We start from the raw sequence: 26,731 nt of genomic DNA, 5'->3' as shown, positions 1-26,731 counted from the left end.
TCAGTACCGCTTTAACCGTCGTTTCGATCTTGCTGCTATGCTTCCCCGCCTCGCTGCTGCCGCTGCCCGGACTGGCAGCCGACCAGAGCGGTGGTTACGCCTAGCGGAAGATTGGCGCTAATCAGGAAAAGGAAAGGTAGTAGGAATAACTAGATAACGGATCGGATCTCTAGCAACGGACTGAGAGAACAGTTTCCCCTCTGGATAAAGCTCCCAACCGTGTACTCTCTAACCGGCCGACGGCGGACAAAAAAAGGCCCCGCTCCTTCCGGGGCGGGGCAATCGCAAAAGGTGAAGCTTTTCTGCTGCAGCTGTTGTGGCAGTGTCCGGTGTTGATTGAACACTGGGATTTGATTTAATTCCTGCAGGATACAGGCCATTTTGGACCAAAGTTAATTTCAACGCACCATTTTTGTCATTCTTTTGTAATTTGGAGGTTTTATGACTGTAATGCAATCTGCCTTCTTTCAACAACCACGCCTCGCTGCCGAGAGATGACGTTCTTTCGCGTACCATCTACGCCAAACCGCGCAAAAGCCCGCCCGAGCATCACTCCCACAGCCAACCGAGCGAAAAAAACCCCGCCTCTTTCGAGGCGGGGCCATTACATACGGATTAGAAGGTTAATGGACTACCTTCTAGCGCCGTTCCTGATCAGGTACCCCTTCAGGGCAGTGATGCTCACGCTGGAGCCGGACTGGCCTGCCGCGATCCGGTCGGAGTTCGGAGCGGAAATCGCGGTGGAGTAGTTGGTGAAGTTGATGATGTTGTTCGGATCGGCGGCGACGGTCCTTCTGTCGGCGTCGATGCCAGCCTGGCCTTTCTGCAGGTACACGAGGGAGTCGGTGATGAGTGCACGCATGAAGGCGCGGTTGTGGACGTGGGAACCCTTCTCAGCTTTGAGCAGTTTGAGGTTGAGTGCTGCACCCATGGTCTGCTTGCCGGTGACGGTTACGCTGTTCGGGTTGGCGGTCCAGTTGGTGGCGCTGGTGCCGAAGGCCGCGTCGGTGAAGAAGTACGGGTTCTTGTCGTTGTTGAAGTACAGACCGTATTTCTCGAGCTCGTAGGCGAGCAGGTCGAGAGACCTGTCGACCAGTGCCTTCTCGCCGATGGCGACTTCTTCCATGTCCTCACCGCTGTGGCAGCCGAAGCAGCCGTTCGGCGCGGTGTTGGTACCCCAAGTGGCCTTGGCAGCTTCAAAGGCATTGAAGGTGTGGGTGTTGGTGGGTCCGAGGTGGCAAGCCACGCACTGACCTTTGTTCCCGGAGCCGCGGATGTTGCCGGTGTTGGCGGCTTTCAGGGTGGAGGTGGTGTAGTTGTCCATACCAAGCTTGCCGTGGCTCCAGTTGGCGTTACGGCCAACCTTGCCGGCGGCGCCGTAGGTGTTGTAACGAACACCCGAGGTGTAGAACTGGAAGCCGCCTTTGCCGTAGAAGACAGCGGCTGCGGCAAGGTAGTGCGGGTTCTTGAAGCCGGTGTTGCTGAAGTCTGCAGTCGAAGCGTTGATGGAACCGCCGTTTTCGCGGCCAGCGTGGCACGGGATGCAGACGTTGGACTCGCCCATGTTCTCGTAGGCGGTGTAGGCAGGAGCGGTCAGGCTGAAGCCGCCCTGAGCTGCCTGGTAAGTGTTGCTCATGGTACGGATGCTGGTTTTCCAGCTGGTGCTGCTGTGGCAGGCGGTGCAGCCCAGGACCTGTTTGGTGGTGTCAGCAGCGTTGCCGATGAAGGCCGGGGTAGCGATCTTCCCGCCGTTGGCGTTGACGCTGCTCATGGCGTTCACGAAGCCCTTGGTGGTGTGGCACGGGGTGCAGCCGGAGCGGCTGGAGAGGTTGAGGAAGTTGTAGTCGGTCCATGCCAGACCGTTGATGTCGCCGTGAGCGGACTCAGCGTAGTTGGCGTTGATACCTTTACCCTGAACACCGGAGATGTTCGGGAAGGCAGCCTTCGAAGCGGAGTAGCCCGGGCTGTCGGTGCCGTGACCGTAGCCGTGGCAATCGTTGCACTGCGAGCCGGCAACTACGAACTGAGCCTGGGTGAAGGTCTGGCCAGGGACGTTGGTAGCGGCGGTGTTGTAGTGCGGAGCACCCTGGACACCCGGGATGGCTTCGCCGTTGAGGTTGTTGGTGGTGGTCCCGAAGTGGCAGCCGAGGCAGCCCGGGTCGTTGGTGGCGGTAAGTGCGTTAGCCACGTCGAGGTTGGCGTTGTACAGAGCGTTGCCATTGACACCCATGGCCTGGACGGTCGCTGCGGCAGAGCCGTTCAGGGTGTTGTCGTCGAGGATGTCGATGGAGTCGGTCAGCAGCCTGCGGGCGTAGGACGGGTTGTGGGCGTAGGCAGCCGGGTCGGTGGTGTTGAAGAGGTACCAGTTGAACCAGGCACCCATGTTGCGCTGAGCAACGACGTTGTCCTTGGTGCCAAGGCTCATGTCGAAGGCTTTGCGCTCGGCCAGCGGAGTGACGCCGTCCTGGGTGATCCCCTTCTTGACGAGGAGGTTGCCGAGGGCGTCGACCAGTGCCTTGAACTCGCCCTTCCGGGTGTTCAGGTTCTGGTAGGTGAAGTCGCTCGGGTGGCACTTGGCGCACGCGGTGCTGGTGATGGAGGTGAAGTTGCCGTTGGCATCCTTCGCGCCGATCTCCAGGTTATGGGTTGCCCCGGCGGTGTTCATGTGGCAGCCAACGCAGGTGCCCTGGGTGACGCCGGTGTTGTTGTAGCCGGTGCCGGTGCCGTAGTTACCGATCCTCTGGTGGCGGGCACGATCCTGGTAAGCGAAGCCGTTGTTGGTGGAGCCGTTCTGGACGGTGAACTCGTAACCACCCATGCCGGCCACGATGGCGGCAGGCTGTGCGGCGTGCGGGTAGATTGCGCTGCCGGCGGAGTACTGCTTGAAGTTGCCGAGAGCGAACACGTCTTTGATCTCCTGGCCGGAAGCACGCTGGCTGTGGCAGGGGAGGCAGAGGTTGGAGTTCTTGTTGTCCGGCAGGGTCAGGGTGCTGTTGACCAGCACGTTGTTGGCCAGGGCGTTTTTGTAGCCGTAGCGAGCCATGTACTTCGCGCCGCCCAGGTGCTGGGAGGTGAAGTTGGCCAAACGCAGGGTGCCTTTGTCCACGCTGTTGTGGCAGGCGGAGCAGACGATCGGCTCGGAGGTGTTGTCGGAAGCGAGGCCAACCGGAGCGATGTTGGTGAAGCCGGAGTCGACGAACTGGGCGAAACCGTTGGCGGTATGGCAACGGACGCAGTTACGCTGGCTCGGATCGACCTGGTAGTTGACGCCAGCAACACCCATGGTTTTGAAGTTTTCGCTCGGGCTGCCGTCGAAGGCCGGGGTGGTGGTGGAGCCGTGGCCGCCTTCGGCCCAACCGGCGTTGATGGTGTTGTTGTGGCTGTGGCAGGAAGCGCAGGTGGTGCGCGGGGTCATGTAAGCAGTGGTGTTGTCGGTCTTGAAGTGCGAGGCTTTGCCGATCCCGTTGGAGCTGAAGATCGAGTAGGCAGAACCAGGAGTGTGGCACTTCTGGCAACCGGTAGCCAGGCCAGCGGTGTGAAGCTGGTTGGCGGTGGAGAGGTTAGCGAACTCGGCCTCGAGGGAGTGCGGGTTGTGGCAGGCGATGCAGGATTCGCCGGTCGGGCCGCCGATACCGTCATAGATGGCGTAGGTGCCGGTGTAGTGGCTCGATTTCTCGAAGAGTGCGACGCTGAAGCCGTGCTTGCTGCCGGTGTGGCAGGTGTAGCAGGTAGAGCGTGCGGTCGGGAGGTTGGTGCCGCCCGGGTTGTGGGTGTCGTGGCAGGCGATGCAGCCGTCGCCGCCAGGACGGGTGTAGGTGATCTTCTGGCCGCTCGCGCGGGAAGAGTAAGCGACGTAGCCGATGGAACGGCCGTTTTTCACGTAGCCAGGCACGTTGCGGGAGGGACCCATGCCAGGTTTGAAGTGGCAGCGGAACGCGCAGGTGGTGGCTGCACCGAACTCGGTGGTAGTCCAGCTCTCGTTCGGGTTGATCTGCTCCGGCACGGCGCCACCGGCAAACTCAGGACCGTACTCGAAGGAGTTGTTCCAGTGCTTGGACCCGAGGAACTCGTCGGTCGGGCCGCCGTGCTTGCCACCGGAAGCATGGCAGACGGTGCAGGTGGTGTCGAAGTCGAGGATCTGGACATCGTGGGCAACCGCGGAGGAGTAAACCTTCTGGGTGAAGGCCCCGCCAGTTACCAGAGCGCCGGAGTGGCAGGTAGCGCAAGACGGTGCGGCATTGCTCTTGAAGTGGCACTTCTGCGAGCAGCCAGCGTTGGCGCTGGTGTTGTTTGCGTTGGTCCAGTGTGCGGACTGGTTGAAGGTAGCCGCAGTCGAGTTGGCGTGGCAGGTGGTGCAGTAGATGGAACCGTCAGCCTGCTGCATGGTGAAGCGGTTCACGGTGCTCTTGGTCACGTCGCCCGGCATGGTGCTGTGGCAGGAGACGCAGTCGATTGCATTCTGCTTGTGGACGGAGTTGCTCCACATGGTGGCGGTTGCCTGAACCTGAGCCGAAGCCTGGGCGTGGCAGGTGCTGGTGCAGCCCTGCATCTGGCCGGTGTTGTCGGTGCCCGGGGTGTAGCCGAGGGTCAGCGGCCCGGTGACGGCAGAGATGGTCACCACCACGGAACCTTTCCAGGGAGCCGAGGTGTTGCCCTGGGCGTCGATCATGGTGACGGCGCCGTGGCCGGTGCCGGTCAGGGAAAGGGCGGTGATGCTGTTGTAGGGAGCCATCGGGGAAACGACCAGTTTCACGTCGTTACCGTAGGCAACCTTCGGGTTCACCGGCAGGATGCCGTTGGCTGCGGAGCCGGTGTTGGTGGTCACCGTGTTGACCAGCTTCTTGTAGTTGGCGGTGACATTGAAGACTCTGCCTGCCTGGGAGGGATCCACGTTGACGGTGTAGGTTCCGTCGGCGGCCGGGGTCAGGGTGGACAGAATGTTGGTGCTGTTCTTGTAGATGCTCGCCACCTCGAAGCCGGTGGAAGCCTTGACGGTCACCGGAATCGTCGTGGTGTCGGAGTAGTTGTACATCTTCATCCCGTAGCTGCCGATCGACGGCTTGCCGGCAACCGAGATGGTGCCGCCGGCGCTGCCGTTTTGCAGCTGGAGCTGCCAGGTCTTGCCGGCGGAGGTGTTGGCGTTGAGCCCGACGAAGCCCGCGAAGACTTTCACGGTGTGGTTCGGGGTCGTGACCGGGATGGTAAAGGTCGCGGTCGGATCGGCAACTGTCTGGACGACGTTGTCGACGGTAACCGTCGAGATCTTGTAGTTAGCGGCCGGCTGGACGTACACCGGAACCGCATTGGCAGTCGTGAAACTGCTGAATTTGATGGCCCCGACACCGGAAAGTGCGGTGCCGTTCGCAACCTTGATGCTACCACCGAGGGAGGTAGTTTTGGTCTCCACCCAGTAGGTCGAGAAGGCTGTGGCTGCCCACGCCCAAACGACCGCTACAAGGGTGAGAGAGACCATTGTTGCCAGTCCTTTTCTCATGTCGTAAGTCCCCTTTAAATTAGAAATTCAAATCGCATCAAAAGTGCCCATTGAACATGTGGTCCGTTCGGGGCTCTCAAACCGGCAGGGAGCGCCCCGAGGGTCCTACTACTTCACGTGGCAGGAGAGGCAGATGAGCGACTCGCTCTGCTTGGCGTAGAGGAAGTAGTTCGGGGCCGCCATGGGGTACGTGGTGCCGCCGACGGTGAGGTTCTTCGGACCGTCGGTGAAGTTATCCTGGGTGGCGTTCTCTTTGTTGTGAACCTCGTGGCAGGTGGCGCAGGTCATGATGTTGGCGCCGTAGAGGTTGTCGACGATGCGCTTGCCGCCCACGTTACGCTGAACGTAGTTGTACTTGCCCTGGGTGGTGTTTTCCACGGTGATGGAAAGGGCGTACCCTTTGTCGGCGGAGACGATCTCGGTGTCGCCGGTCGGGTTGTGGTTGGCGTCGAGGGCGCCGTTCTGGGAGTTGGAGTTACGCCAAGCGGCCAGTTCCACGTAGTCGAACCCGATCGGGTGGGTCTGGGTGAGGTCCTTGCCCAGCGCCCCGCGGCCCTGCTGGTTGGTGTAGGTGGTCACGTTGGCGATCGAGGTGGTTGCCTGGCTGGCGTCTTTGCCGAAGGCGGAGTTGTGCTCGTCAACGGCGATGGCGCCGTCATGGCAGCTCATGCAGAGACGGCTCGGGCCGGCCAGCGGATCGGTGATGGTGAACTCGCCGTTGTTGGAGTTCATCGGGGTGGCCCAAGCATAGGGGGTGTAGGTGGTGACATCGGGAATGTCATGGTTCCACAGCGGGAGGTTGTAGCCGCCATCCGAGGACTGGGCGTGGTGAGGGGTGTGGCAGAAGACGCAGACTCGGGCCATCGAGTCTGCCTGGCTCCCAACCACCAGCGTCATGTCGTGCAGGGAGCCGTTGACCCCCGTGGCGGCCGGAAGACCGCCAAGAGCGGTACTAGCTGCCGCAAGACAACCAACTGCTGCGACTGTTGCCAATACTTTTTTCATGTTGCCTCTCCTTTTGTACTACTGAAGATATGAAACACTGACAGCACTTTGTGCAAAAATTGATCCCTCCGGGTAATCTCTGTGTAATTTTTATCGACAGTCATGTTCGTTTTTTGTTTAACGTTCCGTCATTTTTACGTAATTTTTTGTACAGCGATACGTAATCGGCATGAGGCAGGAGAGGGCGCCGGCTCATACCAACGGCTTAGGTCAGGCTATTTCACCGGGATGAAGGTTATTTCACGGAAGGGGGCGGCGGTCATTTCGCGGAAACACCGGTTAAGGGATCGACGGCAAGCGAGGTGGCGGGAGAGAGAGGCAGAGGAGAGGTGGGGATGGGGTAAAGGGGAAGGGACGCGTAGCGGAAAGATCATCGCTGATCGGCTATAAAAAAGCCCCGCCTCTTGCGAGGCGGGGCAGGTACTGCATTGCAGAAGACTTCAGGAGCTACTACGGACGCTCAAGCGGAGAGTTGGCGACGGCGTCGTAGTTGTTCCAGTTGCCGTAGGTGCGGTTCCAGTTGAAGAGGAACAGCGAGGCTTCGGTGGTGCCGGTGCCCATCACGTCCAGGTTGCTCTGGATGATGCCGGTGGTGGCGTTGGCGGAGCCGTCCTGGGTGTAAGCAACGGAGCCGATGCCGTACACGGCGGGCATCATGGTGGTGGCGGTAGCGCTGACCGAGAAGTTCATGGCGCCATCATCGAGGAAGTCGATGGTGTCGTACAGCGAACGACGGGTAGCGGTACGGGCGTGGGCGAAGGCAGCCTTGTCCTGGTAGCTGTAGAGGGCCACGTTGTAAGCGGCACCCATGAGCTTGGCGGCGGCGGCGTTGGTCAGCCAGTAGTTGCCGTTGCCGTCGGTCTGTACTGCGGCACCGAGGGACTGGGCGATGGTCGGGTTGGCGGTCAGCCAAGCCTTCCTGGTGTAGTCGGTGACGGTGGTGATGCCGTCCATTTCCTTGGTGTTGTCATCGACGGTGGTGATGCCGTAGTTCTGGGCGAGCAGGGTGCTGGCCAGGGTGACGGCGCTGTTGTAAGCCTCTGCCTGAGCATCGAGGAAGTAGGTCTGGAAGTCGCTGAAGGTGTTGAGTGCGTGACCGTTCTCGCTGGTGTGGCAGTTGATGCAGACCTGGTTGAAGGCGTCTGCGTTGATGTCGAGGCTGTGACCGCCGTCTGCGCGGTGAGCCAGGGAGGTGCCGTTACCCTGCATGTGGCAGGTGACGCACGGACCGCCGGTGGAGAGGACGCCAGCGGCGAGGCCGTGGCCGACAGCGGTGGAACCGAGCAGCCTGTGGGTGCTGGTCACGCCACCGGTCAGGTCGAGGCTGGAGGTGACGGTTTTGGCGTAGGTGGTAGCGGTACCGACCGAGGTGTAGTTCTTGAGGGTCGGGTAGGAAGCGCTAGCCGAGGTGAAGGAAGCGAAGGCGACCTTCATGTACATCACGCCGGCGACCGGGAGGTTGTGCAGGGTCGGACGGCTCTTCACGTTGGAGATGGTGAAGTTCGGGTTAGCAGCGATGGTAGCGATGTGCTGACCGGTGCCGCGGCCGGAGTGGCAAGTCACGCAGAGGTTGGAGTCCTGGACATCCGGGAAGTTAGCCTGGGTGCGTGCGCGGTAGGTCAGGTGGGTGCCGTTGTCGACAGCCGAGATGTTGTAGAAGATGACTGCGCCAACGCCGGAGGTGCCGTTGCCGGTACCAGCGGTCTGAGCGATGCTGCGACGGTCGTTGCCGGTCGGAAGCGGGCTGACGTGGCAGGCGTTGCAGTTGAGCGGGGAGTTAACCTTGCCGGCGTCGGTCCTGGTCAGCGGAGCAACGCTGGCGTAAGCGCCACCGTTGGTGAACTGGAGGAAGCCGTCCACGGTGTGGCAGCGGACGCACTCAGCGCTCGGGATTGCGGTCCCGTTGTAGGGGGTGGCGCTACCGCGGGTGGAGGAGGAGAGGCTTGCGCCCCAGCCGGCTTCCGAGGTGAGGCCATGGTCGGACTCGGACCAGGCGACGCGAGCGGCAGCCTGGAGAGCGGTTTCGTTCGGGTTGTGGCAGTCGGTGCAAGAAGCAGTGCTGATCATGTACTGGGTCTTGGTAGCACCGGCGGCGTAGTGGTTGTTGGCGTTGTTCAGCGCGGTGATGGCGGCATCCTGGGTTGCGGCGCTGAAGCCGGGGAAGTAACCGTCAGCCGAAGCGTTGTCGTAACCGAGCTGGCTGATGGCGTCGGCGACCGAAGCGGTGCTCGGAGCGCGCAGGGCGTTGATGGTGTCGTTAACGAGCTGCTTCAGGTACTGCGGGTTGTGAGCGTAGGCACCTTCGTCGGTGGTGGAGAAGGCCACGCCCCACAGGAGCTGCAGGTTGTAGTAGGCGCCGACGAGGTCGGCGAACTTGGCGGATTTGCCGGTGAAGGAAACGCCGGAGATGCCGCGCTTGTTGTCAGCCCAGCTCCACTTGTAGCTGGTGGTGCCGTACTGGGTCACGGTAGCGCCGGTGACGATCGGGGTACCGTAGACGTTGTTGCTGGTCTTCATGACTTCGGCCAGGGCCACGACGGCGGCCTGGAAGTTAGCCTTGGCGTCGTCGAGGGAAGCGCCGTTGAAGCTTGCGCTGTGGCAGTTAGCGCAGAGGGTCGGCAGGCTGCCGTCCGCCTTCACGATGGAGAACTCGTGCTTGCGGTAGGTAGCGGTTTTGCCGGCCTCACCGGTCTGGGTTTTGAAGTCCATGTGGCAAGAGACGCACGGACCCGGGGTCGGATCGGTGGAAGCGTTGCCGTTGACAGCGGTCACCACGCTGTTCACGCCGATGGTGGCGTGGCCGTTGGCGGCGGTGGTGTAAGCGGAGAACTTGTAGCCGAGCTTCGCGTCGAGGATGGCGGCCTGGTACACACCGTGCGGCAGGCTCGGGGTCCCGGCGAAGGTAAGGGTGGTGTAGTTGGCGTAAGCGCCCAGGGCCTTGATGGCGGAACCGTCGGTTGCGCCGGTACGGCCGGAGTGGCAGGGTACGCAGACGTTGGAGTAGCCGAAGTTGTTGAACTTGGCCTGGCCCACGAACTTCTTAACCTTGGAGACCGAGTAGTTGTAGTACATGGTGTACGGGGTCTTGGCGGCGCGGATGGAGTTCGGGTTCCAGTTGTTCGGGTTACCTTCGGGGAGACCAACCTCGGCCTCGCCGCTGATGGCGCCTTTGCCGGTCACGTGGCAGGCGCGGCAGGTGATGACCTCGCCGGTGGCGTCGGCTTTGTTAGCGAAGCCCCAGGCGCGGAGGTCCTGGAAGCCGGACTGAACGAAGTTCACGAAGCCGGTAGCGGTGTGGCAACGTACGCAGCCGTCCTGCTTGACGTTGGCCGGGGTGTACACGGTGGCGGTAGCAGCGGAGTAGCCGGCGAACTTGAAGCCGTCGATGGCTTTCCAGCGGCCGTTCGGATCGGCGTGCATGGTGGTGGCGTATTCGGCGTTGATGTAGTTGTTGTGGCCGTGGCAGTCGGTGCAGCTGTTGTTCGGGGTCACGTACTGGGACTGGACGTTGACGGTGACGCCGGTCAGTTGGGCAGCGGAGTACCAGCCGGCGTTAGCGCTGAAGCCGTGCAGGTAGTTGCTGTTGTCGGCGGAGCTGGCAGCGGAACCGCTCTGGTTGACGTGCGGAGCGACCATCTGGCCGTTGGAGCTGAAGATGCCGTACGGACGGCCCGGGGTGCGGGCGTGGCAGCTGTCGCAGGCGCCGGCAGTGGTCTTGGCGTAGGTGGTGGCGTCGTAGCCCGGGAAGGTGGCCTTGGTGCTGTGCGGATCGTGGCAATCCTGGCAGGCGACTTCCTTATCGCCGTACATGTAGTACGGGTTGAGGTAGTGAGCGGACTTCTGGTAAGCGGCGGTCGGGGTCCCGTGGTGCGAACCCTGGTGGCAGCGCCAGCAGGTGGATTCCATGGTCGGGGTGTACGGATCATGGGCGACGCTGTTGGCGGAGTAACCGGCGAAGGTGCCGTCGGCGTTGATGTTGTTGTCGGTGCCGGCAGCGTTGCCGCGGTGGCAGGTGGCGCAGCCAGTCTGGTTGGCGCTCTTGAAGTGGCACTTGTTGGTGGCGCAGGTGGCCAGCTGGTCGCCGGCAACGGCGCTGTCGCCGTTGTTGCGGAGGTTGGTCCAGTGCGGGCTGGTCAGGAAGCCTTCCACGTTGGCGTCAGCGTGGCACTTGGAGCAGACCACGGTGGAGCCGATGGTCATGGTGGCTTTGTTGACGGTGTCGCTGGTCCAGGGACCGGGCATGGTCTGGTGGCAGCTCACGCAGTCAACGGCGTTACGCTTGTGGTTGGAGGCGTTCCACTGAGCCGGAACGGCCTGCACAGCGGCGGAGGCGGAGAGGTGGCAGGTGTTGGTGCAGCCGCCCATCTGGCCGGTGTTGTCGGTGCCGGCCGCGTAGGAGATGTTCAGCGGGCCGGTGACTTTGGAGATGGTCACCACGACCGAACCTTTGAAGGGAGCGGCGGTGTTGCCCTGGCTGTCCACCATGGAGATGGCGCTGTAGGCGGAACCGGTCACGGTGATGCCGGTGACGGTGTTGTAGGGAGCCATCGGGGCCACGATCAGCTTGACGTCGTTGCCGTAGGCTACTTTCGGGTTGACCGGGAGGATGCCGTTGGCAGTGGAGCCGGTGTTGGTGGTCACCACGTTGACCTGCTTCTTGTAGTTGGCGGTCACGTTGAACACCTTGCCGGTGACGGAGGGGTCAACAGTGTAGGTACCGCCGGTGGTGGCGAAGCCGGACTGCAGCACGCCGTTGACGTACAGGCTCGACACGTAGAAACCGGTGGAGGGAGCAACGGTGACCGGGATCGCGGTGGTGTCGGAGAAGTTGTACATCTTCATGCCGTAGCTGGCGACGGAGTGGCCAGCGGCAGAGATGGTCCCGCCAGCGCTGCCGTTCTGGATCTGCAGCTGCCAGGTCTTGGCGGCGGAGGTGGTGGCGTTGGCGCCCACGAAGCCGGCGACGATCTTCACGGTGTGATCCGGAGTCTGCAGGCTGTTGTAGGTGTATGCGCCAGTGGCCGGCACGGTCTGAGCGACGTTGTCGACGGTGACGGTGGAAATCTTGTAGCCGCTATCCGGGGTAACGGTGACCGGAACAGCGTTGGCGGTGGTGAAGCTGGTGAAACGGATGGCGCCTACACCGGCAAGTGCGGTGTTGTTGGCCACCTTGATGCTACCACCAAGGGTGGTAGTCTTGGTCTCTACCCAGTAGGTCGAGTAGGCGGTGGCAGCCCACGCCCATACGACCGCTACCAGGGTAAGACAGACCAATGTTGCCAGTCCTTTTCTCATTTTATCTATCCCCTTTTCATAATAAGTAAGATCTCGGGTTCTTTTTGCTTGCCGGCCTCCCTCCGGGTGTCCGAAGGAAAGGCGAGCGGGCCGCCTAGGCGGCGCACCATTACTTCACGTGGCAGGAGAGGCAGATGAGCGAGTTGCTCTCTTTTGCGTACAGGAAGTAGTTCGGAGCGGTAACGGTCTGGCCGAGCTGGGTCCTGCTCACGCCATCGGTGAACGGGTCCTGGGTGGCGTTTTCTTTGTTGTGGACCTCGTGGCAGGTGGCGCAGGTCATGATGTTGGTGCCGTAGAGGTTGTCGACGATCTTCTTGCCGCCGGTGGCGCGGGTAACGGTGTTGTACACGCCCTGGGTGGTGCCGGTGGTGTCGACGCTGGTAGCGTAGGTGTGGTCGGAGGTCACGATCTCGGTGGACTTGGTGCCGTCGGCATTGGTGATGCCGTTGGTGGAGTTGGCGTTACGCCATGCAGCGATCTCGTTGTAGTCGAACCCGATCGGGTGGGTAGCGGTGAGGTCTTTGCCGAGAGCAGCGCGGCCCTGGCCGAAGCCGGTGTCCACGTTGGCGATGGAGGTGGTGCCGGTGGTGTTGCCCAGAGCGGAACCGTGCTCGTCGATGGCGATGGCGCCGTCATGGCAGCTCATGCAGAGACGGCTCGGGCCGGCCAGCGGGTCGGTGATGGTGAAGGTGCCGTTGTTGGAGTTGAGCGGGGTGGCCCAGGCGTACGGGGTGTAGGTGGTGGTGTCCGGAATGGTGTGGTTCCAGAGCGGAAGGTTGAAGCCGCCGTCATTGGACTGAGCGTGGTGAGGGGTGTGGCAGAACACGCAGACTCGACCCATGGAGTCGGCGGTCGGACCAACCACCTTAGTCATGTCGTGCAGGGAGCCGTTAACCCCGGTGCCGGCCGGGAGACCGGCGATGGCGGTACCCGCCACGGCGAAGGACCCGAACACTGCTGCTACTGCTAATACCTTTTTCATTCGTGCTTCTCCTTTGCATTGAATTGAATGCTATTGCATTCATCCCTCACGGGAATCGTAACCTCATGAATATTCGGAACTACCGACCTGCTCCTGACTCTTCCGTTGCTCCCCCTTTCCTAAATTTAACTGCGATCATTTCAACGCTATTGCTAGTGGTCCGTCTGGCTGTGCCTGGTGCGGGGTTACGCAATGCGCCACCCGTCACGTTTTCGTAACAGCAACTTGCGCACCACATTCGACGTTACGAAGTCGAAACGTTGTAACGGAAAGGAGTATGAGGGGCATTATAATGATGGGTTCACCGGTTATTTCCCTGTGGTTCATTTAAGTGGCCTGGCATTGTCATTTACCGGTCATTTTCGACCATTTCGGCCCCGTTCCGGCCGGGAGAGGACGGCCCGCGGAGCACCCGGAACTGCCCATGACGGGGGTGATTCGGCGATATAGCGATGGGAAGCTTGGTGTTTTCACGAGATGGGCATCCGGGGAATAACGGTGGGGAGCCGGAGCCCGCCGGTGGGGGCTCGGGGCTCATCGGTCCGACGGGGTGGACCGGGGTGGACCGGTGAAATCGCGCACACGAAAAAGGGCCTTCCCGGCTGGCGGGAAGGCCCTGGTTTCGGGCAGGGGTAGGGCTAGGGGTCAGCGCAGGCGGGGGAACACCAATCCGCGCCTCATCTTGAGCACCCCCGATATCGGGCCGTAGGACTCGGAGTTGCCGGGAGCCTGGTGGCAGACTACCACGCAGGTCCCGTTGCCGGGGGTGGTGGTCTCGTAATAGGGGTTGGTGAAGGTGTCGGAGGCGGCGTAGTCCCGGTCGAAGTTGATAAGGTGCGCGTTGTTGACGGCGTTTACCTTCGGGTTGCTGATCGGGACGCCGTGCGGGTCATGGCAGGCAAAGCAGGGTATCCGCCGGGTCACCACGTGGCTGAAGTGGTGGTTGGTCACCCCGGTGCTGAAGGCCGACCCGTTGCTGATGACGTAATTCTCCGAATGGCAGCGGAAGCAGACGGCATAGAGGGCGCTGCTGTAGGGCTCGCGGGTGGAGGGATCGGTCGACCCCAGCGGCATGTAGTAGCGGGCCATCAGGATGTGGACGAAGTTGGAGCCGTGCGGGCCGTTGGGGCCGGTCCCCCCCGCCTTGGTTCCCTGGTCGCTGTTGTGGCAGTCGGAGCAGTAGATCCTCGGCATCGGCTGCAGGTTGCTCAGGAGGCTCGCCGAGCCGATCTTGCTCACCCCGGTCACCGGGTGGTAGGAGGGGTTGGCCGTGTTGAAGCGCTGCTGCTGGTCGGGCTCGGGCACCATCCGGTTGGGCATCGGCTCGGTCTGCCCCGAGAACTGGGCGGCGGAAGGGCCGGAATGGCACTTGAAGCAGACGTCGAACTCGGTCTGCGCGTAGTTCCCCGCCGCGTCCACCCTCACCCCGGCCAGCCGCCCGTCGATGTTGGGAGGGTTGGAAAGGGGCGCATTGGAGCCGTTCACCTGGTGCGGGTTGTGGCAGTCCACGCACTGCACGTGGTAGTGGGAGGCCGCCACCGGCAGGGACTCCTTCTCGTCGTGATCAAGGAGCGGGTTCGGGTTGTGGACGTTGACCGGGTGACGGTAGAGGGTGGTCGGGTCGAAGAGCGGCTTCACGTTCACCGAGGTGGTGGCGGTGGCGCTCCCGTTGTGGCAGGAGGCGAGGCAGTTGTCCTCCATGTTGGCCCAGCTCAAAAGGCGTACCGGACCGGGTGCGCTGTGCACGCTGTGGCAGCTCAGGCACTGGTGGCCGAGGGTGGGGTCCTTGGTGTTGTTGTGGGTGGTGGCCGCCCACCCGGCCGGCTGGTGGCAGGCCACGCAGAGCGGCGAGCCGGTCATGTAGTTGGGGCTGGCCGGGTTGTCGGAGCCGTTGTTCATGACCAGGAAGTTGCCGTACTCGTTGTCATGCGGATCGTGGCAGGCGGTGCATTCCAGGTTGATCCCCTTCTCGAGCCGGATCTGGGGGGGGAGGTTGGACGGGGAGACCAGGTGGCTCGCCAGCGCAAGCGTGTCGGTGTACTGGAAGGAGATCGGGTGGTCATCCCTCAGGTCGGTGCCGAGGTTCGCGTTGACGGTGGCGTTCAGCGCCCCGGAGGCCCCCGCGATCTGGTCGTAGGGCATGTAGGTCTGGTCGGAGAGGTGGCTTCCGACGTACTTCGACAGCGCGAGCGTGCCGTCGTGGCAGCTCAGGCAGAGCCTGGAGGCGCCGGTCGGCTTGTCCGGCTTCGGGCTCGCGTTCAGCGTCGAGGACTGGTTGTACGGCTGGTAGGGGGTGGAGTCCGGCGACAGCGAACGGCTCCAAAGCGGCGTGCCGCTGATCGCGTTGTGGGGGACATGGCAAAAGACGCAGACCTGGGTCTCGCCGGCGAAGGTTACCCCCGGGCGCCCCGAGGCCCGGCCCCGGCCGCCGGAGGCGGAGAGGTTGTGGGGGGAGTCGAGCACGCTCATCTTGCCGTGGGCCGCCCCGGCGGCACCAAGGACGGCAACGAGAGCCAGCGCGGGGAGACAAAGCCGCCGGGCCAAGGTCGTGAAGCTACGCTTTGAATCCATGGTTGTTACCTCTTGGGCGCCGCGGCTACGCCGGAGACCGCGGACGATTCCCGCTCGGGCGCCACGCGCCTGAAGATCTGGATCCTCTGGTTAAAGGTGTCGGTGACGAAGATGTACTCCCCCCGGATGCAGATCCCGGAGGGCATCCAGAAGGCGCCGTCCTCGGTCCCGACCCCGCCGAAGGTGAAGAGGAACTGGCCGGTGTCGTCGAATATCTGCACGGCGTCCAGCAGGGCGTCCGCCACGTAGACGTTCCCCTCCGGGTCCACCGCTATCCCTTTCGGCTTATTCATCTCTCCGCTTGAGTCCCCCATGGCGCCGAACTGCCCGACCTGCAGCCCCTCGGGGGTGAAGATCCTGATCTTGTAGTTGAGCGGGTCGTTGACGTACACCTGCCCCTTGCGGTCGACGGCGATGTCGGTCGGGAGGTTGAAGGGGAGGATCCCCACGCTCCCCGGGGTGTCGCCGAAGCTCCAGCGGACCTTCGCGTTCTCGTCCACGGCCAGCACCCGGTGGGCGGTGGTCTCCGAGATGTACAGCAGGTGGTTGATGCTGTTGTAGGCGATGCCGGTCGGGCGCGCGAGCTTCCCCATGAACAGGGAGAGCTGGCCGGTGGCCAGGTCGTAACGGTAGACCGCCCCCGCCTCGGAATCGGTGATGTACAGCCGCCCGGAAGCGTCCTCGGCAAGGCCGATGGGGGAGATGAAGGCGCGCCCCTGGTCCTTGGTGATCCGCCGGTACTGCCGCTGCCGGGTATCCATCAGGTGCACCACCCCCGCCCCGGTGTCGGCCACGATGAGCCGGTCGGCGGCGTCGTAGAGGACGCCATACGGCTTGAGGAACTGGTGAGGATCGGGGCCGGCGATCAACTTGACGATTCTCTTCCAGAAGGAGACCCCGATCCCGGCGTCTTCCGGCGTGGAGATGCTCTTCACCCATTCGATCTGGGGGGCCATGGGGGCTTCCGGCCACTGGGGGCCCGGCTTGGAGCGCTGCAGCAGCGTCGTCTGGCTGGTCGCGCAGGCGGCGGTCAAAAGGAAAAGCCCGGCCAGAGCCAGTCGAAAAACAAGACTCCACTGCCGGAAGGTTCTCGGGGCACGGATACCAGGTTCCACTAGAAAAACCTCGTCACGGAGCAGGTGACATTCCTGTCCTGGGTGCTCGTCGAGCCGGCCAGGCGGTAGATGTACTGGCCGCTCAGGGTGAACTGCAGCTGGTTGAACATCCCGTTCAGGGCGCAGCGCAGCGACATGAAGTCGGCGTAGCTCCCCGAGCCGCGGGTGTCGTTGATGGTGAGGGCGGAGTAGGCGCTGATGAAGCCGAAGATCCGGCGGCTGTAGTTGGCCGCCAGGCTCGCCGAGTTCTGCCCCGAGTTGTTGGTGCCGTGGGAGCCCTTCAAGACCGCGTAGGTGTCCCGCAGGGAGAACCCCAACAGGGCGTTGTCGTCGGTACGCCAGTTGTAGTTGGTGTAGGCCGAGGCGTGGTAGGAATCCTCCTGGGTGGAGGAGATCTCCCCGTACTCGGCCCCCGCCTGGAGATCCAGCCAGTTGGCGTCGGCGCGCAACAAAAGGGCGGTCGAACGCGAGAGCCCCTGGCTGGTCGCCTGCCCGGCCAGCAGGGTCTGCTCCTGGGTCGAATAGCTCGCCGACAGGTTGTAGCGCCCACCGGCCAGGGCCAGGTTCGCGAAGGTCCCGTAGGTGCCGGTGCGGTAGCGGATGGAGTTGTTGACCGCCACCGTGTAGGAGATGGCGATGTCGGAGCCGGGGAGGATCTGCCCGGCCGTCAGGATCTCGATGGTGCCGAGCACGAGGTCCACCCGGTAGTCCGCCCCCTCCTGGTAGATGATCAGCTTGTCCGCGCTGGTGACGGTGATCACCGCGGTCAGCTGGCCGGCCACGTTGGGCTTGATCTTGTCCCCCCAGTTGACCTTGCTATGCACCTCGTCCCTCACCGCGAACTGGGAGAGGGGGAACTGCTGACTGGAGTAGGCGAGTGCGCCGTCGAAGGTGAGCATGAGGTTCGCCTGCGCGGGAAGCTGCTTCATGTAGATGACCTTCCCGCTCCCCGAGTACGACTCGGTCGAGCCCCCGAGGAAGCGCCCGTTGGTCATCGACCCGGAGACGCTGGTGAGGAGGCTTTGGTAGAGCCGGTGGGAGAGGGAGCCGGAGAGGGTGTTGCTCCGCTCGGTCTGGTCCTCGTTCTGGAAGTTCAGCGTCGAGTTGTAGGTGTAGCTCTCCCCGAACGTTCCCTGCAGCGCCTTGCCGAGGGCGGTCCCGAGCTGGCTGGTGAGCGAGATGTTCCTCTGCGGGATCCCCTGCACGCGGCTGTCGTTGATGTTCAGGTTGGTGGACAGCCGGTACTGGCGGGCCTTGTCGAAGGCCAGGTCGTTGCCGAAGGCGAGCGAGTAGCCGGTGGAGGTGCTGGTCCCCGCCTCCGTGTTGGTGGTGGTCAGCGAGAGGTTGGTGTTGCTCACGTCCTGGTAGTCGTGGTGGAGGAGAATGCCGGCCGCGTCGGTCGCGCTGTGGGTGTTCTCGTCGCGCCCCTCGGTATCGGAGGTGCTGTGGAGGTAGAAGAGCTGAAGCGGAACCTTGGAGTTCATCAGGGTGGCGCTGACCTGGTTGTTGTTGCTGGTCACCGCGTAGGTCGGCTGGTAGCCGTTACTGATGTAGGAGGTGGTGTGCGAGCTGCCGAACGAAAACGGGTGGTAGGTGAGGTCGAGGCCGCTTCCCACGATGCTGTATTCGGCGTCGAACAGCTTCAGGTTTTCCTGGCTGAACTGCTGGGAGTAGGTGAGCCCGCCGAGCATCTGGAGACTCAGGAGGTGCGGGTCGAGCACGGCGCCGGTGGCGTTGATGGTGTACTTCTCCATCAGCGAGTTGGAGATCGAGCTCGAGTTGCTCGGGCTTATGTGCTCGGCGTAGCTGTAGGAGACCCCGAGGGACTGGTTGATGTCCCCGAGCATCAAGAGGCTCGGGTACTGGATGACCTCCTCGTTGCGGGCCGCGAGCACTGTGCCTTCCCCGAGGAGCCACAGTGCCAGACAAAGATAAAGGATCCAGGGCCGCATGCCGCTATTTGAGGAAGTACTTCGCCTGGCCGGAGTGCGGATCGTGGCAGTCCATGCAGAAGAGGCCGGTGGCGGTGACCTTGTCGTGCATGGCCTTGGCCTGCCGCGGCTCACGGTGGCACTGCACGCAAAGCTTCGCGCGCTCGAGCTTCATCAGCGACTTGTTGGGGGAGGAGTGGGGGTCGTGGCACTCGAGGCAGGCGCCGACCGCCGCCGGACCGTGGAGGAAGTGCCCCTTGAGGATCTTCGGGTGACACATGAAGCAGAGCTGGTCCTTGGGCCTTTTCAACCCGGAGTCCTTGGACTTGTCGTGGCAGTTGTCGCACTTCTTCTGCTTGTACGGGGGGTGGGCGGACCCCTCCCCTTCACCCGCGGCCGAGGCGGAGTTCTTCTTGAGGGCGGCCTCCTTCTCCTCCTGGAGCTTTCTCAGGTGGTAGTCCTCGCAGTACTGCTCAGCGGGCGGCATGGCGGGCACCCCGTCGAAAATGGTCGAGGTGACCTTGTGGACGGTGACCGGGTCACACCCCCACAGGGCCGCCGAGGCGACCAACATTCCGAACATAGCTACCAGCGTCTTCCGCATCAGCACTCCGATTCCCGAATCCATCACAGCACCCGCCGCGGGGGACCATCTCGCCCCCCGCGCGGGTGTTCACTCTAGCCTATCGTTACTTGGCGGCCGGGGCGGCGGCCGGCGGGGTAGCCGGTCCCTTCTCCTCAGGCTTCTTGGCCTTCTCCTCCCCCTTCTTCTCCTCCACCTTCCCTTTCTTGGCCTTGTCTTCCGGCTTCTTCTCCATCTCCCCCATCCCGTAGAAGGCGAGCGAGTAGTTGATGGGGCTCGCATACTGGTTGGCGACGATCAGCACCTGCTGGAGCTTGAATCCCGGCGCCGCGTACTTCTGGAACAGCGGGAGGTTCTCCTTGGTGACCACGATGCCGGCCGGGAGGTTGAGGGAGCCGGCGGGAAGCCCCGGGCGGCCGAAGAAGCCGAGCAGCCGGCGCTGCGAGTTGAAGACCTGCACCACCTGGTGCCCGGCGTCGACGATGAAGATGTTGCCGTCGTCGTCCACCGTGATCCCGCGGGGGCGGGTGAACTCGCCGAAGCCGTCTCCCATTTTGCCGAACTCGGAGAGGAGGTGGCCGTCGAGGTCGTACTCCTTGACCTTGCCGTTACCGATATTGACGACGTGGATGTTCCCCTTGCTGTCGACGGTCATGCCGTTGGGGAGCGCCATGTTCTTGCTCTTGTCCGGGTCCCTGCCCAGGGTGGAGATCAGGTCACCGCTCTTTCTCTCCATCACGAAGATCTCTCCCAGGCGGTTGTCCAGGGCCAAGAGGTAATCCTTGTAGGCGTAGACGGCGATGATGCTGTGGGCGTTGAGGTTTTTCCCCATCGCCTTCACGTACTTGCCTTCCGCGTCGTAGACGGCGATGTCCTTTCTGCCGTTGTCGGCCACGTAGACGTAGCCGTCGTCGTCCACCGTCACGCTGATCGGCTTCTTGAGCTCGGCGGCCCCGATCTCCTCGTTGAGGTTCTTCATGGTCTTGTTGACCATGTCGATCACCACGATCTGGGAGGCCCCGATGTCGCAGACGTAGATCTTGCCGCCATGCACCGCCACCCCGTACGGCTTGGAGAGCCGGACCACGGTCTGGGTCCCCCCGGTCAAGAGCCGGGAGAAGATGCTCTGCTTGCCGGTCAGGTCCGCCGAGTTGGAGATGCCGGTCAGGTACTGGATGTGCGGGTCGTCAGGCGGGGGCGGGAAAAACACCGGTCCGGTCTGGGCGTTCTTGGTCTCGGCGCACCCCGCCAAAAGCGCCACGAGCAGCAGCAGGACCGGCAGTCTCAGGTCCATCGACTTCCACGACTTCACAATGCCACTAATCCCCTTCACCATGTTTCTTGCTCCTTTGCAACACATGCTTACTGCTGGGGCGGTCGGCAGAAAGTCGGCCGCCATCCAGCGCCGATGTTACTAGTAGGACTCGGGCTTGAACCGGTCATACTTCAGTTTGCGGTGGCAGCCGGGGGCACAACTTCCTCCGGTGGGAGTGATGACGAAGTTAATAGGGATCTTCCACTCGCCGAACTCCGCCCCATTCTTGTTGATCAGCTTCGGCCCGTCGGAGGCGTGCGGCTGATGACAGATCCGGCAGGTGCGCCCTTTGCGGCTGACCACGTGCACGTAATGGAGGTTGCGGTTCCCGTTGCGGAAGTTGGTGTAGATGGTGGTCTCCGGGAAGCGGAGGAGGTTTTTCTCGTGGCACTTGAGGCAGGCGTCGTAGGCGCCGTCCTGGTACGGGTAGTAGAGCTCGCTCGGGTAGTTGCCGGGGAGCAGGCGGAAGTAGGCCGAGCCGTGCGGGTTGTGGCAGGCCTTGCAGCTCCCCTTCTTGATCGGCCCGTGCAGGTAGGGCTTCCCTTCGATCTGCTTCTTGATGTTCTTGAGCGGCGGCGTGCCGAGGTTGTCGACGCCGTGGCAGCCGAGGCAGACGGTCATCTGGTCGGCGGCCAAAAGCCCCTTGGCCTTGCCGTAGTGGGCGGAATGGCAGTTGGCGCAGGCCCCCTCGGAGATGACCGGCTTGTGGGGGACCTTGACGGCGGCCAGCGAGGCCGCCATGCTCTTGTGGCAGCCGAGGCAGAGCTCGGGCATCTTGTTCTTGAGGAACATCTTCACGGGGGAGCCGTGGGGGTTGTGGCAGGCGGTGCAGGCGTCGTCACGGACCGGCGGATGGACCACCGGGGCCGCATTGAAGGCCGCCGCGAAGTCGGCATGGCACTTCAGGCAGACATCGCGCACCGGCCCCTTCATGAGCGCCTTCTCGTTCGCTTCGTGCGGCTCGTGGCAGGTGTTGCAGGAGCCGACCGCGGCCGGGCCGTGCATGTACTTCTGCTTGAACGGGTCCGACTCGTGGCAGTTGAGGCAAAGGGGAGCGCGGTCCTCGCCGGCCTCCAGCAGGAAGGGCTGGTTGGAGCCGTGGGGACGGTGGCAGGCGGTGCACTCGCCGTCCTTGACCGGGGAGTGCTGGAACTTCTTCTTCCCGAAAGCGTCGTGACAGCCGAAGCAAAGGGACGGTTGCTTGGAGGAGAGGCTGAAGCTCTTGGCCCCCTTGACCGGGTGCTCCTTCACCAGTTGCTTGTGGCAGCTGGTGCAGTCCTCCTCCTTCACCGGGGCGTGCGGCTTCTTCAAGGCGGTGATGTCGACGTGGCAGCCGGCAGTGAGGCAGGAGCCGGCGTGGGCCGGACCGGCGAGGCACAGGACGAGGAGGGTCAGCACGATAGAAATTGCAACATGACTTTTCATTGAATGTCATCCCGCCCGAAGTTGTGATAGTGGCCCGCCCGCTGGAAGTTTCCTGCGGAGGATACTGCCACAAAGCGATGCGCAAGTTGCTCAGGAGCCCCTACTGGCTCGACGCGTAAAAAAAGGGCCTGAATAGTCATGCCCCCGTGCCTTTGCCCCTCCGGCAGAGTGAGTAGCGCCGGACACCTGCTCGTGTGCCTGTCACCGAAAAAGTTTCGCCAGAGCATATGCCAACTCAACGTTGGAAAGCCAGCAAAATCCTCAGGCTATTTATCAGATTCGCCATTTTTTTTCAACACGAAATGCTTGCCAGGCCCGGCTAGCTGCCTGAAATCCTGACAAAGATCGGGAAACCAGGAAAGGGTTTATTATCCATTATTTATTAAGTCGTCTACCATTAACACCTTTACAGGACATTTGAAAAGGGAAAATTCTGTGGACGGGCTCGCCGTGTCAGAAGCGGCGGTGAAAAGGCCAGCGGATACCGCGGCCTTCGGGCGGCTATGAGCTAACGCCCCCGCGGAAGAGACAGAAGTCGTTATTTTAGTAGGATTAATGGCCGGCGCGATGGGGAGGAAGACGGTGCTGCCGCGGGGTCATCCTTCGGGATAGTCGGAGAGCGCCAGGAACGTCTCCTTGAGCTCGAACGAGAAGATGGCGAACATCCGTTCCACCAGGCGGCCGGTGGGAACCGGCGGGTAGAGCGGCACCGACAGGCGGTAGATGAGGTCGAGCAGCCCGTCGTGGGGGTTCTCCTCCAGGAAGAGGGCGCCGTACTGCAGGACCGGGGCGAAGAGGAGCGCCTCTTCCATGACGGCGTCGTCCTCGCTGAAGTAAGGGAGGATCATTTCGAGGGAGAAGCAGAGCCCGGAGCCGCCGGCGTCCTCGGTGATGCTCAGGAGAACCTCGTCCTGGGGGGAGCCGAACTCCTGGGATTCGGGGGAGATGGAGCCTGCGGGGATCACCAGCACCTTGCCGTGCACCGGGTCGATCCCGTAGGGGGCGCTGCGGAGCTCGAGGAACCGCTCGAGGAGGCGGTACCCCTTGCTCTGCATCCTACCCATGCCGCGGTAGAATGCGGGGCGGAAGGTGTCGCGGTTGGCGATCAGATCCTCCAGGGGGATGAACTCCTGCTCCCCACCTGCCGGTCTCGCGCTCCTGATCTCGGCGTTGTTAACTACCAGTTTCAGGTGCGTTCTCTTCCGCTCGTCCTTGTCTTTACTCATGAGTGGTGGGTCTCCCGTGACATATGCCTTTGTAATACACCGCGGGAGAGACGGGTGTCAAGCAATCCCTCCTCCCCCCTGGTCGATGGCCTCGACCACCCCGTCGCGGATGTGGATGGTACGCTCGGCGTAGCTGCAGTTCTCCGGGTTATGGGTAACCATGACCACCGTCTGCCCCCCCTCGTTGAGGGAGCGGAACAGCTCCATCATCCGGTTCGAGGTCCCGGTGTCGAGGTTGCCGGTCGGCTCGTCGGCGAAGAGGATGTCCGGCCGGTTGACGATGGCGCGCGCGATGGCGACCCGTTCCTGTTCGCCCCCCGAGATCTGGCTGGGGAGGCGGTCACCCTTGCCGGCAAGGCCCACCCGGTCGAGCGCCTCGCGGGCTGCCGCCTGCTTCTGTGCCGGCTTCCAGGGAGAGATGGCGAGGGGGAGCATGACGTTCTCCAGGGCGGTCAGGTAGGGGATCAGGTTGAAGGACTGGAAGACGAACCCCATCCGCTGGCTCCGGAAGTCGGCCAGCCTTTCCCCGGAGAGCGCGTAGAGGTCGACCCCGGCGATTTTGACCGTGCCGTCGGTGGGACGGTTGAGCCCCCCCAGCACGGAGAGGAGGGTGCTCTTTCCCGAGCCGGATCTCCCCATGATGGTGACGAATTCCCCCTCCGCGATGGAGAAATCGATCCCCCGCAGGGCGGAGACCGTCTCCTCCCCCGTCGTGTAGCTCTTGCTGACTCCGATTACCTCGATAAGCGACATATCTCACTTCCTTATTGGACTTTCCCGTCGGCCAAAGGCTCCTCCCTTTGGCAAAGGCTCCTTCTTTGGGAGAGGTTCCCCCGTGGACCTTCCCATCCCTCCCCCCTTGCTCAAGGGGGCAGGGACCATCCGTCAGAGCGCCCTGAGCGCCTCGGTGGGATCGAGCTTGCTCGCGTGGAGGGCCGGGTAGAGGCTCCCCAGCAGGGACAAAACGACCGACAGGGCGAGCGCGGCTCCGGCCAGGGTGCCGTCCACCACGAGGTGGAGCGCCTTGCCGTCGGACATGAAGGGAAGCGCGAGCCTTGCCCCGCCGATCCCCGCGGCGTAGCCGATGACACCGGCCAGGATTCCCACCGCGGCGGCCTCCACCAGGATGATCCGCATGATGTGGCTCTTCCGGAAGCCGATGGCCCGGAAGACCCCGATCTCGGTGGTCCGCTCGTTGACGCTCCCCATCATGGTCACGAAGACCATCAGCGAGCCGATGAAGACCACCACCGCCGCCATGGCGTAGGAGAAGCGCTTGAACTGGTCGATGGCCTTGAGCCGCCCCTCCACCACCTGCTGGATCGCGCTCACCCTGGTCCCCGGGAGCTTCTCGGCCAACTGCTGCACCATGTCGGCGATCGGGCAGCCGGAGCAAAGGGCGGCCACCTCGATAAGGCTCACCCTCCCCTCCTTGCCGAGGATCCGCTGGGCCACCGGCAGATCGACGAAGACCAGCGAGTCGTCCTGGGAGCCGGTCTGGTCCAGGATCCCGGTCACCCTGAAGCTCTTCCCCTTGATCTCGAGGGTATCCCCGGTCATCAGGTTGAGCACCTTGGCGGCCTCGCTCCCGACCAGCAGTTCGTCCGGCCCCTTGGGGGGTTCCCCGAAAACCTTCCACCACTGCTTCATCTTCAGCTCCTGCGGGAACTGCACCCCGACGAGCAGCACCTGGTGCCCCCCGGCCTGCACCCCACCGAGAACCTTGGGAGCGATGGCGGAGATGTTCTTGTGGTTGGCGATGGTCTTGATGACGGCCAGGTCGGATTCCTTGATCTCGGTCTGGTCGAAGCTGACCCCTCCCAGGCTGATCCCGCCGTAGGTGAGGGAGAGCCCGTTTTGCTGCGGGGTGATCAGGATGTTGGCCCCGAACTCGTCCATCTTGCGCTCGATGTCGGCCGACATGGAGCGGGTCAGGGTGAGCAGGGTCACGATGGTGGCCACGCCGACCACGAGGCCGACGGTGAGAAAGGCCATCTTCGCCTTGCGGCGGCGGAGGTTGTTGAAGGAGATGTTGTGGAGTTTCACGGCAGCACCTATCTCTGATTGGGATCCGATCCTCTTCCACTCCCCTGGGCCCCTTCGAGGGGAGGGGCGGGGTGAGGATGGGGTTCTACCTTAAAAAAGCCGCGCCCCGCCTTTGAGGTCGCTCACCTTGATGCGCACCGTCGAGGCGTCCACCCTGGCGGGAAGGTAGGAGGGATTGCACCCGCCGTCAGCCTGGGCACCGATCTGGGTGATCGGGAACTTCTTGTTGCAGTTCTTGCAGATCATGTTCCCCCCCTGCTGGACGTACCCCTTCTTTTCGTGGTAGCAGACGTCGCAGGCGTCGAAGGCGCTGTGGATCTGGCCGCCACTCCCCTTCACGATGAAGAAGTTCAACTCCTTCCCCCCTTCGGAGTACTTGAAGAAATGGGCGTTCCCGTCGTTGACCTTGGCCAAGGGGACCGACACCACGCCGTTGGCCGCCTTCACCTTCTGGTACTTCCCCCCCAGGCCCGGGAACTCGAAGGCCCAGACCGCCGTCACCACCGCGACCACGAGGACGACCGCTAACACGCCCAGCTTGATTCCGTTTTTGCACAACCTTTCCATGTGTTGACTCCTTGATGTGATGCAGAATGCTCTTCTACGTTTCCCGACCATCTATTCTTTGCCGCTGCAGATCCTTTGGCCGCAACAGCCGCCGGTCTGCCGGCCCACCTCGTGACCGGCCACCGCCTTGAACTGCTGCGGAGAGAGGACCCTCTCCACCCGGCTGCAGAACCCGCTTTCACGGACCTTCCTCGCCAGTTCCCCGGGGGCGACCTGCTTCGAGTCGTAGCCAGCCATCACCCGCCCCTTTTCGAGATCGACCTCGATGGCGGCCACCCCGGCCTCGGTCTGCAGCGCCCGGGTCACCCGCTGGACGCAGCGGTCGCAGGTGATCCCGCTGGTCTTCAGCACCACGACCGCATCGGCGCAGGCTCCCAACCGGACGTAGCGGCCGAAAACGGCCAGCACCAGGAGGACCAGGCCAACCAGGGAAAGATTGATGACTTTGTTACGCATGGGGAAACTCCTGTTCGCGGGAAGCCCCGGCCGAACCCAACGAGCCGGATAGATTCAAGGAGCGTGCCCATGGTCTCTAGAACGCCGAAACGGCGTGAATGGCGGGTTGGTGAGAGGGGAAGCGGAGAGCGGCGCAAGGCGGGTGAGGAATAGTCTTCAAGGGGAAGTAGCATTTTCTACAACGGTGGGGGGCCTGCGGATCCCCCCCTCCCCCGGAGTCGGGGAGGGGGGTGAACTGCCGCCGGCTACTTCACGGTGTACCAGAACTTCGCCGAGCGGGTCTTGCCGTCTTTGAGCTGGAACTTGGACATCACGCCGTACTTCCCTTTCTTGGCCATGTCGAAGTCCCCGCCGAAGTGGCCGTGCATCGCCATCAGGTCCTTGGTCTGCTCGCTTTTGTCCGGCCCGAGCACCTTGACCTTCACCTTACCATCGGTGATCGCCTTGCCGGTTTTGGCGTCGACGAAAGAGACCGAGATGTGGTGGGTCTCCTTGACCCCTTCCGGCATCTCCATCCCCATTTCCTTCATGGCCTCTTTCATGGTGGTCACCTTGAAGGTCGCCTTGACACCGTCGACGACCTCTTCGTGGGCGGCGTGCCCCTTCATGGCGCCATGCTCCATGTTCATGCCCGAATGGTCCATTGCCCAGGCCGGTGCGGAAAGGGCCAACGCTGCTGCCAGTACCATTGCCATTTTTCTCATCTGCTGCTCCTTTTCG

16 protein-coding genes and 1 pseudogene are annotated in these 26,731 nt (G+C 62.8%); 1 reads left to right on the top strand and 16 read right to left on the bottom strand.

The window, feature by feature from the left end:
* Nucleotides 1-121 (top strand): annotated as a pseudogene (locus ACYVL5_RS08105) (IS1595 family transposase); the annotation flags it as partial.
* A gap of 510 nt (nt 122-631) precedes the next feature.
* On the opposite strand, the gene ACYVL5_RS08100 reads toward ACYVL5_RS08105, so the two are convergent.
* From ACYVL5_RS08100 to ACYVL5_RS08025, 16 genes are all read right to left on the bottom strand, one after another.
* Complete coding sequence (locus ACYVL5_RS08100) at nt 632-5,494, bottom strand: hypothetical protein (RefSeq protein ID WP_460595055.1); 4,863 nt, start codon at nt 5,492-5,494, stop codon at nt 632-634.
* A 108-nt stretch (nt 5,495-5,602) separates the two neighbouring features.
* The gene (locus ACYVL5_RS08095) at nt 5,603-6,499 is read right to left on the bottom strand and encodes a cytochrome C (RefSeq protein ID WP_460595054.1); all 897 of its coding nucleotides are present in this window, start codon (nt 6,497-6,499) and stop codon (nt 5,603-5,605) included.
* 450 nt (nt 6,500-6,949) lie between these two features.
* Nucleotides 6,950-11,794 carry a hypothetical protein gene (locus ACYVL5_RS08090; protein ID WP_460595053.1) on the bottom strand — a complete coding sequence of 1,615 codons (4,845 nt, stop codon included), beginning with the start codon at nt 11,792-11,794 and terminating at the stop codon, nt 6,950-6,952.
* A gap of 109 nt (nt 11,795-11,903) precedes the next feature.
* Nucleotides 11,904-12,776, bottom strand: coding sequence for a cytochrome C (locus ACYVL5_RS08085; RefSeq protein WP_460595052.1), 873 nt, complete (start codon nt 12,774-12,776; stop codon nt 11,904-11,906).
* Nucleotides 12,777-13,421: 645 nt separating this feature from the next.
* Nucleotides 13,422-15,347, bottom strand: a complete 1,926-nt coding sequence (locus ACYVL5_RS08080; RefSeq protein ID WP_460595051.1) for a cytochrome C — start codon at nt 15,345-15,347, stop codon at nt 13,422-13,424.
* Between the two features lie 5 nt (nt 15,348-15,352).
* A complete protein-coding gene (locus tag ACYVL5_RS08075) occupies nt 15,353-16,462 on the bottom strand; it encodes an NHL repeat-containing protein (RefSeq protein ID WP_460595050.1) in 1,110 nt (369 codons plus the stop codon).
* The gene (locus ACYVL5_RS08070) at nt 16,462-18,357 is read right to left on the bottom strand and encodes a hypothetical protein (protein ID WP_460595049.1); all 1,896 of its coding nucleotides are present in this window, start codon (nt 18,355-18,357) and stop codon (nt 16,462-16,464) included. Before ACYVL5_RS08070 ends, ACYVL5_RS08075 begins: the two co-directional genes overlap by 1 nt.
* 61 nt (nt 18,358-18,418) lie before the next feature.
* On the bottom strand, nt 18,419-18,997 hold the full coding sequence (locus tag ACYVL5_RS08065; protein ID WP_460595048.1) for a cytochrome c3 family protein: 579 nt from the start codon (nt 18,995-18,997) through the stop codon (nt 18,419-18,421).
* An 85-nt stretch (nt 18,998-19,082) separates the two neighbouring features.
* A complete protein-coding gene (locus tag ACYVL5_RS08060; protein WP_460595047.1) occupies nt 19,083-20,312 on the bottom strand; it encodes an NHL repeat-containing protein in 1,230 nt (409 codons plus the stop codon).
* Between the two features lie 78 nt (nt 20,313-20,390).
* Entirely contained in the window at nt 20,391-21,716 is a 1,326-nt protein-coding gene (locus tag ACYVL5_RS08055) for a cytochrome c3 family protein (protein WP_460595046.1), read from the bottom strand.
* A 596-nt stretch (nt 21,717-22,312) separates the two neighbouring features.
* Nucleotides 22,313-22,942: a hypothetical protein gene (locus ACYVL5_RS08050; protein WP_460595045.1), complete on the bottom strand. Its 630-nt coding sequence runs from the start codon at nt 22,940-22,942 to the stop codon at nt 22,313-22,315.
* A gap of 57 nt (nt 22,943-22,999) precedes the next feature.
* Nucleotides 23,000-23,695, bottom strand: a complete 696-nt coding sequence (locus ACYVL5_RS08045; RefSeq protein WP_460595044.1) for an ABC transporter ATP-binding protein — start codon at nt 23,693-23,695, stop codon at nt 23,000-23,002.
* Between the two features lie 132 nt (nt 23,696-23,827).
* A complete protein-coding gene (locus tag ACYVL5_RS08040; RefSeq protein WP_460595043.1) occupies nt 23,828-24,988 on the bottom strand; it encodes an ABC transporter permease in 1,161 nt (386 codons plus the stop codon).
* Nucleotides 24,989-25,078: 90 nt separating this feature from the next.
* Complete coding sequence (locus ACYVL5_RS08035) at nt 25,079-25,555, bottom strand: Fe-S-containing protein (RefSeq protein ID WP_460595042.1); 477 nt, start codon at nt 25,553-25,555, stop codon at nt 25,079-25,081.
* Between the two features lie 51 nt (nt 25,556-25,606).
* A complete protein-coding gene (locus ACYVL5_RS08030) occupies nt 25,607-26,011 on the bottom strand; it encodes a heavy-metal-associated domain-containing protein (RefSeq protein WP_460595041.1) in 405 nt (134 codons plus the stop codon).
* 245 nt (nt 26,012-26,256) lie between these two features.
* Nucleotides 26,257-26,715, bottom strand: coding sequence for a hypothetical protein (locus tag ACYVL5_RS08025; RefSeq protein ID WP_460595040.1), 459 nt, complete (start codon nt 26,713-26,715; stop codon nt 26,257-26,259).
* Nucleotides 26,716-26,731: the final 16 nt, after the last annotated feature.

It is taken from the genome of Geomonas sp. Red276 (assembly GCF_054784495.1).
This window is presented reverse-complemented; position numbering and strand designations above follow the sequence as displayed.

What these genes read in the sequence shown, in the direction of transcription:
- ACYVL5_RS08030 (WP_460595041.1), bottom strand. Translation starts at nt 26,011, where the DNA reads ATGCGTAACAAAGTCATCAATCTTTCCCTGGTTGGCCTGGTCCTCCTG.
- ACYVL5_RS08050 (WP_460595045.1), bottom strand. Translation starts at nt 22,942, where the DNA reads ATGAGTAAAGACAAGGACGAGCGGAAGAGAACGCACCTGAAACTGGTA.
- ACYVL5_RS08090 (WP_460595053.1), bottom strand. Translation starts at nt 11,794, where the DNA reads ATGAGAAAAGGACTGGCAACATTGGTCTGTCTTACCCTGGTAGCGGTC.
- ACYVL5_RS08085 (WP_460595052.1), bottom strand. Translation starts at nt 12,776, where the DNA reads ATGAAAAAGGTATTAGCAGTAGCAGCAGTGTTCGGGTCCTTCGCCGTG.
- ACYVL5_RS08080 (WP_460595051.1), bottom strand. Translation starts at nt 15,347, where the DNA reads ATGGATTCAAAGCGTAGCTTCACGACCTTGGCCCGGCGGCTTTGTCTC.
- ACYVL5_RS08055 (WP_460595046.1), bottom strand. Translation starts at nt 21,716, where the DNA reads ATGAAAAGTCATGTTGCAATTTCTATCGTGCTGACCCTCCTCGTCCTG.
- ACYVL5_RS08065 (WP_460595048.1), bottom strand. Translation starts at nt 18,997, where the DNA reads ATGCGGAAGACGCTGGTAGCTATGTTCGGAATGTTGGTCGCCTCGGCG.
- ACYVL5_RS08045 (WP_460595044.1), bottom strand. Translation starts at nt 23,695, where the DNA reads ATGTCGCTTATCGAGGTAATCGGAGTCAGCAAGAGCTACACGACGGGG.
- ACYVL5_RS08095 (WP_460595054.1), bottom strand. Translation starts at nt 6,499, where the DNA reads ATGAAAAAAGTATTGGCAACAGTCGCAGCAGTTGGTTGTCTTGCGGCA.
- ACYVL5_RS08100 (WP_460595055.1), bottom strand. Translation starts at nt 5,494, where the DNA reads ATGAGAAAAGGACTGGCAACAATGGTCTCTCTCACCCTTGTAGCGGTC.
- ACYVL5_RS08025 (WP_460595040.1), bottom strand. Translation starts at nt 26,715, where the DNA reads ATGAGAAAAATGGCAATGGTACTGGCAGCAGCGTTGGCCCTTTCCGCA.
- ACYVL5_RS08060 (WP_460595047.1), bottom strand. Translation starts at nt 20,312, where the DNA reads ATGGTGAAGGGGATTAGTGGCATTGTGAAGTCGTGGAAGTCGATGGAC.
- ACYVL5_RS08035 (WP_460595042.1), bottom strand. Translation starts at nt 25,555, where the DNA reads ATGGAAAGGTTGTGCAAAAACGGAATCAAGCTGGGCGTGTTAGCGGTC.